The sequence below is a fragment of the Natronoflexus pectinivorans genome (assembly GCF_004345615.1).
Lineage (GTDB): Bacteria > Bacteroidota > Bacteroidia > Bacteroidales > Marinilabiliaceae > Natronoflexus > Natronoflexus pectinivorans.
In genome coordinates this window covers 54,666-72,099 of the sequence record NZ_SLWK01000009.1, presented here as the reverse complement: position 1 = coordinate 72,099, position 17,434 = coordinate 54,666, and the positions used below count along the sequence as shown (strand labels likewise).

Genomic DNA, 17,434 nt, shown 5'->3' with positions numbered 1-17,434 from the left:
CTATTTTCTTTTTTTTCGGTGAGCCAACCACCAAATAACGAATCCGCTAATGATTACTAATAGAAGAGTTATTCCTGCAAGTGGGATGTAGAGTATATACCATGAACCTATCAGATGGTTAAAAATTCGGCCCGTATGAACTTCAAGTGCCAGATTCCAAAGTGAAAAAGGCGTTGCATTTTTAACTCCAGCCGGCATAGAGGGAACTGAAGCGGCATGTCCTGATAGAACTTCCATACCGCGACTGTATTCAACCAGGTATTCTGCCCTGTTGGTCCGTATGTAGCCTGATATAAGATTAGACGATATGGGAGGGCCCATTCGGGCAGTTGACATCACCGGACGCCTGGTAATCACGTTATGTATCGTGTTGCTTTGCATGTCCCACTGAAAGAGTCCGGAAAACGAGCCTACCAGCCATACTCCCGGGATTGATGTGTAGGGTTCTAAAACTGTACAGCCCATAACGCTCACGGGTGGTTGGTGCTGAATATAATTGGCCGATTCTGAAAAGTATGCATCGAAATGAAAAAATCCTTCCGAGGTGGACACAAGATATTTGTTGTTTAAATCGTCCCACGCAATACGTCGCAATTTGTCGTACCAGGGATTTGGTTTATCGAGTTTTGAGAACGGGATTTTTGCTACCCTCGACTGTGCTATAGTTATAAGCAGGGGCGGGCGCAGGAACATTCCGGTAATTGTTGTGAATATAAGAAATATGGCTAATATGTAACCTATTTTGTTGTGCCATTTCAGATTGGTTTTCATCCCTGATTTCAATGATTGTATGGCACCGTTTTTTCTCTTTCTGCGCTTTATCCATTTTGGGAATAGCCAGTGCAAAATCCCAGAAATTCCTAAAAATATCAAACCCAGTCCAAGTATATCAACTACTATTTTTCCCCATTCTCCAAACATTTCTCCGCTGTGAAGGGTCCAGAGGGTTCGGAATAGCGATACCTTATTATCATCGTCTGCAAATTCGGGGAGTGTGATGATTTCAAAACTCTTCAGATCATCTGTGATCAGCAGGTGCGATCGGGTGAGGATATGTATCTGATTTTGGTGTTCAATTAAGTCGGTAATTCTTTTCTCGATTGTAGGAATTTCAATTTTGTCCCAGAATTCGCCGTTAAACAGGTACAGTCCGAACAGGGTGCCTGCTAACAAATTTCCATCATCGGTGTAGAGCATGGCTTCAACTTTTCTACTGTCAATACCTTTGGGAAAACCATCATTCAGATCAATGAAATATTCCATTTCGTTGTTGGTTAGCCAGGCTCCAATGTTGCCATAAACTACCATATCACTGGTTGTTATATGGACTGCTCCCTTTATTGAAGCGAAGTTCCAGTTGGTCAGTCTGTAATCTGGCGGTAAATAGCTCCTATTTATATCAACCGATGAAAACCAGTTTCTGTGATTCAGAATAATTCCCGATGTAGCAAAAAAGAGAATGAAAATGGTGATGACGATACCGGGCCATTTGTGATACTTTCTCATGGTCTTTAACCATCTCGATTTTGTTGTTTTCGTTTTTATATGTTCCATCGGGGTATTTTTACAGTTCACTACAAAAATAGTAATCCATTATTAAAAGACAAGCATGTCTTTTAATAAATTCTAAAACTTTGTCGTCAAGAGAAAATCTTGTAGGAGATCGCTATGATGAGTTTCCTTTTTATCCTCTCTCTTCAAAATTAAAACTATGCATCACAATTATTAATAAGTGAATTAAATGGTTAACTTTGCATCACTTTAGGATTTACGAGAATGATGTTACAAGTACCAAAAATTTACCAGGTAAAAATCACCCTGAATGGCATAGAGCCAACCGTTTGGCGGGAATTGAGAATTCCTTCAGATCTGTTTCTTCACGATTTTCATAAGGTTATTCAGACTACTATGGGATGGGAAAACGGCCACTTGCACCAGTTTATGAAAAACGGCCGTATTTTTGGTTTCGCAGATGATGAACCGGAAAGCAGGTCTGATAAGTTCATGGATTATACCAGCATACGGGTCATGGATATTCTGAAAAAAAATGGAGAAACCATTCGCTATCTGTACGATTTTGGTGATTACTGGATGCATGAAATCATTTTGGAGGAGATTTTAGAACCCGATGCCGATGTTTACTATCCAATCTGTATTGACGGAGCCAGAAACTGCCCACCCGAAGATTGCGGAGGTCCTCCCGGATATCAGGAGATGATGAAGATTTTTAACCATCCCGGCCATCCCGACAGGGAGATGTTGTTGGAGTGGCTTGATGAAGAGTGGGAACCGGAAGAATTCGATCGGGAATTGGTCAATGATTTATTGATGGATGATGATTTTGGCTGTTTGCCAGGGATGGAATAATTCTCAGTCAATACAATATAAAAAAAGCTGTAAGCATATTGCTTACAGCTTTTTTATTGATTTTCTATTGATATTATTTTACAATTTCAAGAAGCTCTACTTCAAAAATAAGAGTTTCGTTTGGACCGATTCTGTCACCCGCACCATTTTCACCATAGGCAAGATATGATGGAACATACAGCCTCCATTTTGATCCCACAGGCATCATTTGTAAAGCTTCAGTCCAGCCTGCAATCACTTGTCTTACTCCGAAAACAATAGGTTCTCCACGCTCTACAGAACTGTCAAAAACTTTCCCATTGACAAGAGTCCCGTGGTAATGGCATTTGATTCGGTCAGATGCTTGAGGTATGGGGCCATCGCCATCGCGAATAATCTCAAACTGCAAGCCGCTGTTGGTGACGGAAACCTCAGGTCTTTTGGCATTCTCTTCAAGGAAAGCTTTCCCGGATTCATTATCCGGATAAATTCCTTTTTTGGCCATTTCTCTGCTCTTATTTTCTTTGTCGCTGTTTAATTTGTTTATTAATTGTTGTAAATAGATCTCTGCTGTGATGTCATCAAAATATGAAAATTCGTAGGCCAGTTCATTTATAAACGCTGTACGGAAAATTTCTTCGTTAAAACCATCAAATATTGATGATAATCTTTCACTGAAGGCTTTTTTCACAGCTAAATCGCTAAAAAGTTTGGCCATCTCTTTATGGTCAATTCCTTCAAAAGCTAAAGGGGCTATTTGCTGTTTAAAATGGTTTGCTTCCCTAAAGCCCAAAGCATAACTTGCACTGTCTATCGAATTTTTCATTTCAACTCTGCCTGATCCGGGTACTCTCCGGTTGCAACCGGAGGATAGTATAATCATGGCTGATACAAAAGTAAAAAAGACTAATCGTTTCATAGTAAGACTTATAAGGTTAGACATATTATTATTTTTCGATTCCAATCAGTTCCACATCAAAAATCAGAGTTGTGTCAGGTCCTATTGCCCCTCCTGCACCCCGACTCCCGTATGCAAGTGAAGATGGTACATACAATCGCCATTTTGAACCTTCTTTCATCATTTGAAGTGCTTCAACCCATCCCTGGATTACTCCATTAACTGGGAACACAGCAGGTTCACCACGTTGAACACTGCTATCGAACACGGTTCCGTCAATCAGTGTTCCATGATAATGACATTTTACCTGATCGGTAGCTGAAGGAGTTTTTCCATTTCCATCCTGTACCACTTCATATTGTAATCCGCTTTTTAGAGTGATTACCCCTTCTCGTTTGGCATTCTCTGCAAGAAAGTCTTCTCCTGCTTGTTTGTTGACTTTCTGTTTTTCAGCTTCCAAGGCTGAAAAATGAGCATTTAGTACCTGGTTAGCTTCGTTTCCGTCCATTGCTGCATTCTCCTTTTCCATAACGGCTTTAAATCCGCTTAGAAAATCATCATAATTAACACTTCCCATCCCATTTGATGAGAGATTGTGGGCAATGTTCATACCCAAAGCATAACTTACTTTATCCATTTTAAATTGTTTTGTGTGAATTTCAAAATCAGCGAAAGATACAATATTTTTTTGATTCTGATTTTATGGCTTTGTAGCCCTCAGCATTTCACGTTTGCCCGGAGGTCCGGCCAAACGTTCAACTTCAAAACCTGCCGACTGCATATTTCTACGTACATCTCCTTTTGCACAATAGGTAGTCAAAATCCCTTTTGTATCCATCATCTTCCAAATTTTTGAGAACAGATCTTTTGTCCACAGCTCAGGCTGTATATCTGGAGCAAAGGCGTCAAAATATACGAGATTGTATAAAATGTCAGTCTCATATGTATGAATATCTCCCTCTATCTTTTTTAAAATAAAAGTATCAGAAATGGACGTACTAATGTTCCAAGGTGCTGAATGAAGTTGACGATAAAGAGGTTTTGCCATTGATGAATTCAACAGATCAGGGTAGTTTACCGATTCTGTAATTTTTTCATCAACCGGATATTTTTCCACTGCATGATAAACGATGGTTTGGTTTTTTTTGTTCATGAGGGTTAAGAGTGCATTTAGACCGGTTCCAAATCCCATTTCCAGAATATGAACGGGATTTGAGTGACAATTATTCAGCCCGGCACCAATAAAGACATGCATAGATTCGGTTATGGCTCCGTTTATTGAATGATAGTGTTCGTTTAGGTCAGGCCGGTATAATGTTGAGCTGCCGTCCGATGTTATTTTTATTTCAATGTTCATAAATTGCAGAAGATGAATGTATTGATCAGAGTTTGTTTCTGAATATTCTTCGTATTATTATTTGCTGTCGCAAACGTGAAGGTATTAAAAATACCTGTTTATGGTCTGATGGTTTCGGAATTTTATATGGTTTGTTTCTCATGGCATTTATAAACCATAATGGAAGCACAATCCCTTTTAACACCGATGTCAGAGAGATGGTCCACCAAATTCCATACAATTCAAGTGACGTGTATGTAATTACCAGCCATGCCGCCGGTAATCTTAATCCCGTAAATAGAATCCCAATCAATGATGGAGGTAGAGTTCGTCCCAAGCCGTTAAATGCACCCCTTGTAGTGATTTCTGTAATCATAAACACTTGCGAAACGGCAAGAATGAAGAGGTATGTGGCTCCGAGTTTTTGCGCATGTGGGTCATCCAGAAAAACTGAGAATATTGATTTTCCCATGAAGAGAAACAAAGCTGTAACCATAAGTCCAAGAACGGTTCCAATAATCATGGTGAGGAAATATCCTTTTTTTATGCGATCCCATTTATTGGCACCAAAATTTTGTCCTGTAAAACTGCCAAGTGCAGTTGCAAATCCGGATGAGGTCATCCATGAAATGGCCTCAATTTGACCTCCAATGCTTTGGACAGCTATGGCCACTGATCCGTAACCGGCAACCATTCTTGCAATGATCATCGCAAAAAATGCAAAAAGGGCACTTTCGGAGGCCACCGGAATTCCGAGTTTGAAAATGCGCTTTGAAATTTGGCGGTTAAGTCTGAAATGGGAGAGGTTCAGTTTTATCATCTCCTGTATAATAACAAAGCGGTATACGAAAATTACAAATACCAACCCCTGAGAAATGAATGTTGCCCATGCTGCTCCTTTCACACCCATTTCCGGGAAGAACCATAAGCCGAAGATTAAAACCGGATCAACAATGAGGTTTAGAATCACCCCTGATGTCATGTACCAAAAAGGTGCTTTACTGTTCCCCATTCCGTTATAAATCCCAGCGAATGTTGGATTTACAAAGGTGAAGATAAATCCGAGGGAGACAATCCTCAAATAAGTTGCTCCCTGCTCGTTAACCGATTGTGATGGAATTCCAAAAAAATGGATCAATTCTGAAGCAAACAACCAGGTACAAAAGGCATATATTAGCGTGATGATAATTGCCCAGAATAAAGAATGGCGTATGAACTGTAGAGCTGTGCCGGTCTCTTTTCGTCCCAGAGATTGTGAAACGCCTATTTCAGCACCAATTCGGGTAATAAGGAGCACGGAAAAGCCAAACCAGATGTAAAATCCTGCTGCACCAACGGCAGCAACGGCATCTTCGCCAACTCGTCCTAACCACAGTAGGTCAGTAAGATTGTAAGTCATCTGCATAAATGATGACCCAATGGTTGGAACTGCCAACCTGAAAAGGTGTGGCAAAATAGCTCCTTTTGTTAAATCTGCTATGCGATTGTTCATTTGAGCGCAAAGTTAACAAAAAGAGAGTGTGAAAAACCTGATGTTCTTAATCAGCAAGTCAGATTAAAAACTAATATCATAAAAATTTTTTCCCTCAAGTATTGCTTCCTTTGTAATCATATCTGTGAGGGGGTGGCTGATAAGTTTCTCCAGTATCTCATAGCTCACCGTAGCCGAGTAGCAACCTGTAAGCGTTACCCTGTGTACCTGATCGACGGTCTTAAAGCTGGTTCCCAGTACTTTGGTGGGCATTTTATAGTCGGTGATACTTTTTACAATATTTTGAACTACTTCAATTCCATGTGATGAGATATTATCGAACCTGCTGATTAATGGTGCTACAAAATTGACACCAGCACGGGCTGCTGCTATGGCTTGCAAATGGGTATAGACTGCAGTTGCTGTTACTTTTATCCCTTTTCTCTTGAGCAGAGGGATGGCTCTGTACCCTTCTTTGGTTACCGGAATGGTGGCGTAAAAATTCACGTTCTCACCCATATATTCACGGTACTTTACAGCTTCATCCAACATGCGTTCGGCATTGTTGCTTATGAGATGTACATGCAACATTTTATCTCCGATCAGCGATGCTAAATCAGGTAGTAATTTCGAAATAGGACGTTTTTCGTTAGCAATGGATGCAGGGGAGGTGGTGACACCTTCCAAAGGAAAGTAGTCAAAAAGTTTTTCCAATTCCTCAATGTTGGCGCTGTCGGCTAAAAAGATCATAGATTGGATATTAGATTCGTTTTAATAAATGCTTTTTCGTAGAACTAAAATACAATGTTTTTTCTTTTTGTAAACAGTTTAAGGAGAATCTTGTTTTAGTTTCATATCTCGATATGATGCCGAATTTTCTACAGAAATCAGGATAAATCATTGATGATTCAATAGTTATTGATATTTGATAGGGTTAAACTAAATGACGTTAACCTGTTAATTCTTAAAATTAAGATTATATTTGTTCCTTAATGTTTGAATCTAAAAGTTTAACAATAAGTGCTATTTTTAAATCTAATCATTAGTTAATCTTTAAGCATGGGATTAAATGATCAACCGCAATATCGAAAGTTATATGAGAGTTTAAGGAAGCAAATAGTAGATGGTTTCTATAAGGAAGGAGATCTGTTACCATCTGAAAATGACCTTTGTATATTGCATAATCTTACCCGCCCTACTGTTCGAAAATCTCTTGATATGCTCTTACATGAGGGGTTTATTAAGAAACATCAGGGGTTGGGAAGTGTAGTTCATAAGCTACCTAAAGGTATTGGGATTTTATCTGTTACAGGTACAACTACTGCAATTGGTGGCCATCGGCTTATTACTAAAGCCATCGTAAAGCCTAAAGTTCAGCATTGGCCAGATGAGTTTCCATTTGTGCTAAGTGAACATGAGCAAAATGTTGGGTGCATCTACTTTGAGAGATTGCGGTTATTAAATGATACTCCAGTTTTTTATGAGTTTACATACCTTCCTAATATAAATCTGCCAAGATTTACATCCCGAAATCTAGATAATAAATCACTGTTTGATCTACTAAGGCAAAGCTATAATATTGAAATAAAAGGAGGTGAGCAATTTATAAAGGCCATCAGCGTGGAAGATGAGAATGTATGTCAATATCTTCAAGTCGAAAAAGGTCATCCTGTATTACATATGAAAAGAAAGTTGGATACTAACCGAATCGGTTTTGCCTTTTATTCAATGTTATATTGCAATACTGATGAGTATAATATTTACGGGATATTCTAATTAAGTAATTTGTTTATTCTGGGTTGTAAATACCAAATTCCTACCGGGAAAACAATAATCAGAATAAATTCAGTAATGAATTCATCAAATTTGACATTTTTGTTAAGTTCACTACACTTGATGACTTTAGCTGCAAAAAAGAAGCAATAAAATTTACTGATGATGAGGGTGAACTGAATGGGCATGATAACCCAAAGTGCAGCGAAAAGTACGTTTGCCATTGAGAACTTTCCCATACTGAGTATTGAAGCTCCCCATATCCAATATCCCAGAATGATTATAATAACTAATACCGGGATTATTATAAGGGATTTAAACAGACGATTGTTAAAAAAGTCGTTCAAGTTATGTCTCTTATGAAGTTTTGAGCCTACAGCCCAGAGCCATAAATAAAAAAATAGTTGGGAAACAACGATTGAGCCAGGTATAGAGAAAAAGTGATAAGACGTACTTACATAATAGGATGGAAGAACAAATCCTGAAATCAAAACAAAAAACGGAAAAATGAATATGGCAACGAATATATGCCACGCCTTTGCTTTCAAAATGAAACTCATACTTGTTTGAATGTAATAATGTAACTAATTATTGGATTTCTGATAACAACCGTTGGTTTAGACAACATAAAATGAGTCAGTTTATGGTTGCAATGGGAATGGTTATATCTGCTTCTAACGCAGAAACAGAGCTTCTGGTTACATTTTGCAAACAAAAAAAAACGATAGTTTTGGCTTTTTGTTAATACAGTATCTCGTTTTATGATAACGAACGTTTTAACCATAATCCAAAAGCGCCTACTGTTATATAACAAACCTATGCTAGCTAATATGATATGTGTATTCAAATCAGCAAAACAAAAAAGTTTTTCGACCCATTATTATGTGATAAAAAAAACAATTAATCATTTGATGATTAATTCAGCAAAGGAGAGACCTTTTATGGATTTTTGGGTTACGAAATTTTTGTTGTATTTTGGTAATGTTTTTGTGCTGCCATATCTATTGCTTACTTTTACCAATAATTACAAATTTAGCTATATTGACAAGTATGAAAAAAGCAGAAATACACACCTCCAAAGGTGTAATGAAAGTTGAGTTTTACCATACAGATGCCCCGGGAACCGTTGCAAACTTTATTAAACTTGCTGAAGAAGGATTCTATAACGGAATAACGTTTCATAGAGTTATTCCAGATTTTGTTATACAAGGTGGATGTCCGCTCAGTAAAGAGCCCGGTAATCCCCGTGTTGGTACCGGTGGTCCCGGATACCAGATACCATGTGAATTGGATGGTGAGAACCAGTACCATGATCGTGGTGTTTTAAGTATGGCTCACGCCGGAAGGGATACAGGCGGATCTCAATTCTTTATTTGTCACAGCCGCAATAACACAGCACATTTAGACCGAAATCATACCTGCTTTGGTAAAGTATACGAAGGTTTGGATATTATTGACCAGGTTAGGGCTGGCGACCGCATTGAAAAAATAGAGATTGTTGAATCATAAAAGTTTAAATAATGAATTTTGAAATCAGTGGTAGTCTTATCGTAAAAGAAGATACAGTAGATATAACTTCTAGTTTTAAGAAGAGGGAGTTTGTAATTGAGGTAATAAATGAAAGAAATCAGGATTGGAATGATTTCATCAAATTTCAATTAACTCAGGATAAATGCGGCTTGTTGGACTCTTACAATTTGGGAGATAACATTAAAGTTGGATTCAATTTGCGAGGTAGAAAGTGGGAAAAAGACGGAAAGGTAAATTATTTTACCAATCTTGAGGCGTGGCGTATTGATTTAGTTTCTGATGGGCAGGTTGCAGAACCTCAGACACCACCTCCGTTTGCTGAAACTGATATTCCACCGGCTGAACCAAAAGATGACCTGCCTTTTTAATACTTAGAATATTTTAAGCACTTGAAATTTTATCTGGTGTTCATCCGGATATTCATATTTATGGTAGAGTAACCCTGCATTTCAGATGGGGTTACTCTTCTTTCTTTTGGCTCCATCAGTCTTTTTCGGAACGTGAATCGATAGGTCTTATCTGACAGAAGGTGTATGGAAAAGTTTCCATCATCATCACTCTCCAGAGATGCTACTGGTGCGCCATCTTGTCTTGTAATGTTGATTAATACTCCACCTTCATACGAGCCGGTCGATTCATTAATGATGGATCCTTTAATCATAGAGAATTCCAGAGGTTTTACTAACCTGAACGCATAAAGATTGTCATTTTGATTGTTTTCATTTCGGTTGGATGCAAAATAGCCACTTTCACCTTCATTTGTGAAGACTATGGTAAAGTCATCATAGGGACTGTTAATGCCCGGCCCGACATTATATGGTTCAGAAAAACCTGTTCCTTCAGGTAATGCTACGAAAATATCCAGACCTCCCAATCCAGGCAATCCGTCTGATGAGAAGAATAACCGTCCGTTCTTATCGATATATGGAAATACCTCATTGCCAGGAGTGTTGATGTGAGGGCCCAAATTGACAGGCTGTGAAAGAAATCCGCCTCTTCGCTCACTGTAATAAATATCCATTCCTCCGTAGCCTCCTGGCATATCGGAGGCGAAATAAAGCCGTTGGTCATCAGGCGAGATGGCAGGGTGAGCAATAGAGTATCCTTTCATTTTAAGTGGCAATGTTTGAAGAGCTTTACCCCATTCATCATCACGATGTCTGGCAATAAGAATATCCAGTTCGTTTCGCCCCTCGGGTGTGGATTCAGAATTTCTTGTGATGTACATGGTTCGGCCATCAGCCGAAAAGCTCACAGGCCCGTCATTAAGACTGGATTTGATTGAAGGAAGAAAAAGTTCAGATCTCCCAAAGGTTGTTAAATCTTTTATTGGTGCTGCATATAAGTCAAAAAACGGAAGGTTATTTCTTGTATCCCTTCTGCGTATGAATGATCGTCCGGGACGGTTTGATGAAAAAACGAGCAAGTCGTTCCAAATTGCCGGACCAAAATCTGAATACTGGCTGTTGATGCCATTTAAAGTTAATATTTCAAATCTGCCTGAGTCGGCATGAATGGCCTGAAGATATTGCTCAGGAGATAAGCCTCTCATTGGCAGTCTGGTACGATTTAATTCATGGAACCTGGCTAAATGCTTATCCGATTCTTCGTATCTTTTAAGGATACGAAGTGTTTGACCAAGATGGTAATAAGTTTCGGCTTCAACATCCGGAAAATCTATGGCTTTAAAATACCATTCTGCAGCGTAAACCGGCATGTTTAAATGGCGGTAACAATCGGCAATTCTTCTGGTTACATAAAACAAAGCTTCACCTCTTTCTTCAAGTCTTAAATAACGGTCGAGTGCCCTGTTGAAATCAAAATTATTATACAACTGATCGGCTCTTTGCAGTTGCCTGCTTTGAGAGGTTGCATAACCTGAAATGCCAAGGAGCAATATGATTAATAAATATTTTAACATCCTAGAAATATCTTGGGTTTTGCACTTGTTCTTTTCTGAAATCAAATTCAAAGATAATCATTGCTTCATGGGTATTGCCAAAGTGGGTTGAAACCCCGCCAAAATTTGTGTCAAATGCGTAACCCAAGCCTAATTGCGGTGTTACCTGATATCTGACCATGCCTCCAATTACATTGTCGGTACGGTAAAGCAGTCCAACCCAAAGAAGGTCTCTGATTAATAAATTAATATTCAAATCAAGGTTAAAAGGTGCTGATTCTGTTGCACGCAACATGAATGATGGCCGTAAAACCAGTTCATTGTTAAGGGGATAAGCATAACCAGCCATGAGCAAATATAGCCTGTTTTCTCTGGATATGAAAGTTGACTCATTGGAATCGGTTTCACTCATGCTGTTTTCAATTAAGCGGGGTGCAGCCATTCCAACGTAATATCTGTGATTATATACATGCACTCCAAAGCCAAAATTGGGCAGGAATTTACTATCGGTATAACCATCTGTAATATCGATATCATTGGCATATCTGCTTAAGTCTTTTTGATAAAAACTAAATCCTCCTTTAAGCCCCAAAGACATCCGGGTGTCGTCTGTAAGATATACCTGATAAGAATAATCCAGCCACGCATTGGTGTTCTTAACCGGTCCTATCTGGTCGTGTATGATTGAGAATCCTGTTCCAAAATTTCTTGAAACCACCGGTGTATGCATTGAAAAAGTATAGGTTGATGGTGCATCTTCAAAACCTACCCATTGGTACCTTGACATGGCCATGGCTGTTAATACGCCATTGGTTCCTGCATACGCAGGATTTAATATCAGCGGATTAAACATGTATTGTGTCAGCATTGGATCATGCTGGCTTTTGATGTTGCTCGTAAGAAGCAACATCAGAAAAAGTAATCCGGAAAATATCTGGTTGAATTTTAATTCCATTTTATTTTATCTTTTTATATAAATGCTTCCTTTAAACACTTTTCCGTTTAAATCCAGGATGTAGTAATAAACGCCTTCCGGAAGTTCCCGATTTCCGATTACATTGCTGGAGGCTCGACCATCCCATCTGTTTTTAAATGGGTTCTCGTGGAAAACCAGGCCGCCCCAGCGATTATAAATAAAGATTTCTCCGGGCTTTCCTGCCTCTTCGAGTTCCTCAAGACCATGGATGCTCCAATACTTATTTCTTTCGTCATTCGGAGAGAAGGCCGCTGGGACTCTTAGGTTGTCAGGAATACCGTCTCCTGATTGATCAGTGGGCAAAATGGTTATGGCAACGTATGAATCTGTGCATGCATTATGCGGATCGCAATTGCGATAGTAAATGGTATCATTCCGGAAGAATGATCCGGCAAATGCAGTATAGGTAAAGGTTCCATCGGCAGACAACGTTGCTTCTCCGTATGGCGTTACAGAATTAGAAATGAGAAAAACGGTCATCTCTTCTCCTTCAGGTTCAAAATCGTTTTCCAACACATTGATGGTGGCAGTTGCGCCATCAAAAATGCTAATTGAATTGGGTTGTGGACGTGGCGCATCGTTAACCGGATGTATGGTAAAGAAAACGGTAGCTTCATCGCATAATACCGGCATGCCATCGTCACAGATTCTATAGGTGAACTGATCTGCACCAAAGTAATCCGGATCGGGGGTATAAATGACGGTTCCGTTTCCATCTATGATGTCAACAACTCCGTGTTGAGGTTGAGCTATGATGATCAGTGATCCAGGATCTATATTATCATTTGGGTCTGTGTCGTTATCAAGGGGATTAAATGTTGCCTGGGTGTCTTCATCCAGTTCGATGTAAACGTCAAATGCCACGGGAGGCTCATTTCCTGCAATGATATCCAGGGTTACGGTGGCATCTCCACAAGCACCCTCGGTATCACAAACCGAATAAACAAATGAGTCGCTGCCAATGTATCCTTCTTCAGGTAAAAAGAATATGCTTCCATCGCTGTTGACAGTGATGTTCCCGTGTTGTGGTTGAACAACGATTGTTACAGTGGATGGATCAATGTTGTCATCAGGATCGATGTCATTTTCCAGAACATTAAGAAGCATTCCTTCTTCACGAACAGGACCGAAATGGTTATCCTGGGGCTCGGGTGGTGAATTTACCCAAGTAATGGTCAGGTAAACAGTTGCCTCATCCCACAGTCCCTCCGGATCAGTAAGACGGTAGATAAACTGATCGGTTCCAAAATAGCCCGGATTTGGTGTGTAAATAATCCCCCGTGGAGTTGTACTAATTTCAGCCGTTCCATATTGAGGAGCGACAGAGATTGATAGAGTCAGTTCATCTATGGTGTTGTCTACATCATAATCGTTGCTCAGCACATCCACTAAGGTGGATGTGTTTTGTTTCAGGGTAGCCTCGTTATCATTGGCCACAGGCGGGTCATTTACCGGATTGATGGTAATGGTTACCTTGGCTTCATCACAATAATTGGTTTCATCACATACCCGGTAATAAAAACTATCCAGACCAAAGTAGTTCTCATCGGGAATGTATGTAACTGTGCCGTCTGGGTTTGTTGTTGCCTGTCCATGCAATGGCTCTATGGTAATGGTTACTGTGGAAGGATCAATGTTATCCTGAGGATCTGTATCATTGAAGAGAACATCAATGACTACCGTTTCATCTTCATCAATTGTTATTTCAACGTCATTCGCTGTTGGAGCCTGATCGGAAACCTGAATTGTAACGGTTGCAATATTGCTTTGCAGATCAGTAAGATCAGAAATTCTGAATTGGAATGAATCATCACCAGAGAATCCGGTGTCGGGTGTGTATATCAAGGTTCCTTCTTCGGTTCCAGGTGAAAGGTTCCCGTGGATGGGAGGTGTAATGATTTCAATTGTTTCAAAATCAATGTCATCATCGGGGTCTGAAACCAATTCGTAGATAGGTATTATGGCGGCCACGTTCTCTTTGGTTGTATACCAACCGTTAACAGCAACCGGTGGATCGGGAACGGGGTGAATTGTTATGTCCACCCGTGCTTCATTGCTTATTAGGTTAGCCAGATTTCTAACCGTATAAGTGAAGAAGTCTGTTCCATTATAGTTAGGATTTGGAGTGTATCGAACAATTCCATTACCCAAATAGGTGGCTGTGCCGTGTTTTGGTTGAACAACAATGACTACTGTTTGTGGATTGATAAAGGGATCTATGTCGTTAGCCAGAATGTCAATTTCCACGCTGGTGTCTTCATCCAGCTCGGCATAGTCATCTACTGCCAGTGGTGAAAGTCTGGCTACTTCAATGATTATTTTGGCTGTACTGCATTCAGGTGGGAGCGGATATCCCAAGTCACATATTTCATAAACCGCAGTATCTCTTCCAAAGAAACCAAACCGAGGGGTGAAGTTAATGGTATTATTATCCAGTATCGTTAACATGCCATTTTCGGGTTGTTGAATAATGCGGAGTGAACTTGGGTCGATTCCTCCATATGGATAATCCGCATCGTCATGGTCGTTTGCAAGTACATCTATATTAACAGGCGTGTTTTCTGCCGTAAAGAGATAGTTATTATTGGCCACAGGTGGATCGTTTACCGGTGTAACCTCTATGTTAAGAGTACTTTCTGTGGTATCCTTTCCATCAGAGATGGTGTAATAAATGGTTGGGACGTTTCCCCAATAGTTTAACTTTGGCATATAAACAAAACTACCATCCTGATTAATTCTTATGATTCCCTCGTTAAATGTGATGGTGGTATTTACATTATATGTAGTTCCGCTTATTCTGAAACTGACAACGTTTAATGGGTCTCCATCGGCATCAGTCGCGTCGGACAGTAATCCGTTGTCTGAATCGACAGATAATTCAGTGTCTTCTGCGATGGTTTTGCTATGAGGATTTGCAACGGGCGGGGTGTTTTGTATCTCTGGTGTAAATTGGACGGAATTATTGCTCAGGTTGGTGTCAAACTGATCAAGCGATGTAATGGATGCAATGTTGGTGTATTCATTTAAAATTCCCGATGGAGGAAGAAGCGTTGCCGTATAGGATAATTCTATCTGATTGCCATTGGTAATGTTTAGATTGTTCCATGAAATTTGGTTTTCATTTAAAGAACCACCATGAGAGATATTTGAAATGTTGTTGTAACCTGCCGGGATTATATCAAGCACATCAACGCCTGTGGCGTTATGTGGCCCCTGGTTGTATATGGTTATTGTAAATGTAATTTCATCATTTACAAAGGGCGTATCGTTGTCAATTTCTTTGTTAATAACCAATTCGCTTTGTCGAGCAGGTGCCGAAACAGAAGCCTCATTGTCTTCAGTGTTTGGGTCAAACTGATTGGATTCAACTTTCGCATTATTAGTGAATTGGATTCCTGATCCCGGTTCTTTTACAAGTGTGGTAATTGTTAAAGAAACGGTTTCACTTACCGCGAGTTCATTGGTTACCCATTGGCCTGTTCCAACATTATAAGTGCCTTTGGTGGGTTGATTCTCAATGTGCTCAAACCCATTGGGCAAGATATCGGTTACAACCACTTCGGTAGCCATATCGGGGCCATGGTTGGTAACAGTAAGAGTGAAAACGATTTCATCGCCGACAAAAGGTTCGTTATCATCAACCGATTTTGTTAAGGTTAAATCAGCAATATTTGCCGAGACTGTCTCGGTATCTGAGAATTCGTAATGAACACTATTAAATTCGAAAGAAGCTTTTGCAATATTGGTAAAATAACTTCTATCCAAATCATCGGCTGTAATGGTATATGAAGTCTGGAATTGATTATTTGATCCGGGATTTAAAGAGGTAATATTGCTACTCAATCCGGTATTTTCATCTTCTACTGTAATGTTTTCAAGGATTACATTTCCTGAATTTGCTACAGTGATACTGTATTCTATAATTTCGCCAATTTCGCTAAAAATTTTTGGAGTTGCAGTTTTTGTTACGGTTAGCTGTGGCGTTTGCGTTGCATTTACTGTAATCACATCACTAATAACAGAAGATGCATATTCGGCATTTACTTCGTTAGTAACCGAACCGTTATTGATATGAGTTTGATTTACAGTAAAGGTTCTTGTAAATTCAGCACTTGTGCCCGGATTGATTGTCACCGTCTCATTTAGCCCTGTAAGTTGATCGGTAATGTTTACATTTTCAACTATCAGGTTTCCTGTGTTTGAAACGGTTGTTTTAAAAATAATATCTTCACCTACTGATGAATATGTTGAAGAGGGGCTTATGTTTTCAATTGAAATATGCAACTCTGTTACCTGATCGATATTTTTTTCATGTGAATCATCAGCAGTCACTTCATCTCCATTCCATATCTCTGCTGTTACTGTTGCAGTATTGAATATGGAGCCGTTCTCAATGTCATTTTGAGTGATGGTATATGTTTTGTCTTCAATATTAATTTGCGTATTGGGAGCCAAAGGTGCTGCCAATGCCTCTTCAAGATTCAACATTTCATCCTTTAAAACAATGCTATAAAGTGTAACATTGCCATTATTCGTAATTTTGAAACTATATGTCATTAAGTCACCGGCGTAATGCATCCCGTTTTCTGTATTATCGCTGTATGTTCCGGTTTTTTCAAGGGTTATTGTGGCATTATATTGGGGAGTGATATTTATTTGAGCATTGTTGTTTTCGGTGTCCGGATCATACTCATCACCATTAACTAATGCTGAGTTTAAATACTCATTGTTGGTTCCTGTAGGTTCACTTACTTTTGCAGTAATTTTCAGAATTTGAGAATCGCCATTTGCCAAACTACCAATATTCCAGGTTACATTATTCCCGACTACTGTAGTTGCTGCATCATCATCGTCCTCTACGTAAGTGTATCCTGAAGGAAGATTATCGATAACTTCTACGCCGGTTGCATCACTTGGTCCATTGTTGGTCACAGTAATTGTGAAGACCACGTTTGACCCCACGTTTGGCGTTTGGTTGTTCACTGTTTTATTGATGCTCAAATCGGCAACCGGATTTGGCGTTACCGACTGGCTGTCTGAATCGTTGGTGCTATTTGGGTCATCAGTGGTTGAAGAAACATTTGCCGTGTTGTCGTAATCACCAGATGCCAGAACAGTAGCGGTAATATCCAGAGATTGAGTAGCTCCATTTGCCAAACTACCAATATTCCAGATCACATCATTCCCGACTACGGTAGTTGCTG

At 39.5% G+C, this 17,434-nt stretch carries 14 protein-coding genes; 4 read left to right on the top strand and 10 right to left on the bottom strand.

The annotated features are described in order from the left end of the window. Entirely contained in the window at nt 1-1,554 is a 1,554-nt protein-coding gene (locus EV194_RS11875; protein ID WP_132434258.1) for a PepSY-associated TM helix domain-containing protein, read from the bottom strand. A gap of 222 nt (nt 1,555-1,776) precedes the next feature. Between EV194_RS11875 and EV194_RS11870 the strand changes: the two genes are divergently transcribed. Then, entirely contained in the window at nt 1,777-2,367 is a 591-nt protein-coding gene (locus tag EV194_RS11870) for a plasmid pRiA4b ORF-3 family protein (protein ID WP_132434257.1), read from the top strand. A 73-nt stretch (nt 2,368-2,440) separates the two neighbouring features. Here EV194_RS11870 and EV194_RS17150 read toward each other — a convergent pair whose 3' ends face one another. The 5 genes from EV194_RS17150 to EV194_RS11845 form a co-directional block, all read right to left on the bottom strand. Next, nucleotides 2,441-3,265 (bottom strand): FKBP-type peptidyl-prolyl cis-trans isomerase, encoded by an 825-nt coding sequence (locus EV194_RS17150; protein ID WP_165921879.1) that lies wholly within the window; start codon nt 3,263-3,265, stop codon nt 2,441-2,443. A gap of 28 nt (nt 3,266-3,293) precedes the next feature. Then, a complete protein-coding gene (locus tag EV194_RS11860) occupies nt 3,294-3,881 on the bottom strand; it encodes an FKBP-type peptidyl-prolyl cis-trans isomerase (RefSeq protein ID WP_132434256.1) in 588 nt (195 codons plus the stop codon). Between the two features lie 63 nt (nt 3,882-3,944). After that, nucleotides 3,945-4,601, bottom strand: a complete 657-nt coding sequence (mnmD, locus tag EV194_RS11855; protein ID WP_132434255.1) for a tRNA (5-methylaminomethyl-2-thiouridine)(34)-methyltransferase MnmD — start codon at nt 4,599-4,601, stop codon at nt 3,945-3,947. Between the two features lie 25 nt (nt 4,602-4,626). Then, the gene (locus EV194_RS11850) at nt 4,627-6,072 is read right to left on the bottom strand and encodes an MATE family efflux transporter (protein WP_132434254.1); all 1,446 of its coding nucleotides are present in this window, start codon (nt 6,070-6,072) and stop codon (nt 4,627-4,629) included. Nucleotides 6,073-6,135: 63 nt separating this feature from the next. Next, nucleotides 6,136-6,801 (bottom strand): transaldolase family protein, encoded by a 666-nt coding sequence (locus EV194_RS11845; RefSeq protein ID WP_132434253.1) that lies wholly within the window; start codon nt 6,799-6,801, stop codon nt 6,136-6,138. 309 nt (nt 6,802-7,110) lie between these two features. Here EV194_RS11845 and EV194_RS11840 point away from each other — a divergent pair, with 309 nt between their 5' ends. Next, entirely contained in the window at nt 7,111-7,827 is a 717-nt protein-coding gene (locus EV194_RS11840) for a GntR family transcriptional regulator (RefSeq protein ID WP_132434252.1), read from the top strand. On the opposite strand, the gene EV194_RS11835 is transcribed toward EV194_RS11840, so the two are convergent. Next, nucleotides 7,824-8,384, bottom strand: a complete 561-nt coding sequence (locus tag EV194_RS11835) for a hypothetical protein (RefSeq protein ID WP_132434251.1) — start codon at nt 8,382-8,384, stop codon at nt 7,824-7,826. The two genes, EV194_RS11840 and EV194_RS11835, sit on opposite strands and share 4 nt — an antisense overlap. Nucleotides 8,385-8,874: 490 nt before the next feature. On the opposite strand from EV194_RS11835, the gene EV194_RS11830 reads away from it, so the two are divergent. Together EV194_RS11830 and EV194_RS11825 are read left to right on the top strand one after the other, a co-directional pair. After that, nucleotides 8,875-9,333, top strand: a complete 459-nt coding sequence (locus tag EV194_RS11830; RefSeq protein ID WP_132434250.1) for a peptidylprolyl isomerase — start codon at nt 8,875-8,877, stop codon at nt 9,331-9,333. An 11-nt stretch (nt 9,334-9,344) separates the two neighbouring features. Next, nucleotides 9,345-9,722, top strand: a complete 378-nt coding sequence (locus tag EV194_RS11825; RefSeq protein ID WP_132434249.1) for a DUF3127 domain-containing protein — start codon at nt 9,345-9,347, stop codon at nt 9,720-9,722. A gap of 29 nt (nt 9,723-9,751) precedes the next feature. On the opposite strand, the gene EV194_RS11820 is transcribed toward EV194_RS11825, so the two are convergent. The 3 genes from EV194_RS11820 to EV194_RS11810 all read right to left on the bottom strand — a co-directional run. Continuing rightward, the gene (locus EV194_RS11820) at nt 9,752-11,275 is read right to left on the bottom strand and encodes a PD40 domain-containing protein (protein WP_132434248.1); all 1,524 of its coding nucleotides are present in this window, start codon (nt 11,273-11,275) and stop codon (nt 9,752-9,754) included. 1 nt (nt 11,276) lies between these two features. Next, the gene (locus EV194_RS11815; protein ID WP_132434247.1) at nt 11,277-12,209 is read right to left on the bottom strand and encodes a PorP/SprF family type IX secretion system membrane protein; all 933 of its coding nucleotides are present in this window, start codon (nt 12,207-12,209) and stop codon (nt 11,277-11,279) included. A 6-nt stretch (nt 12,210-12,215) separates the two neighbouring features. Next, the coding region (locus tag EV194_RS11810) for an Ig-like domain-containing protein (protein WP_165921878.1) at nt 12,216-17,434 on the bottom strand (5,219 nt) is incomplete at its 5' end.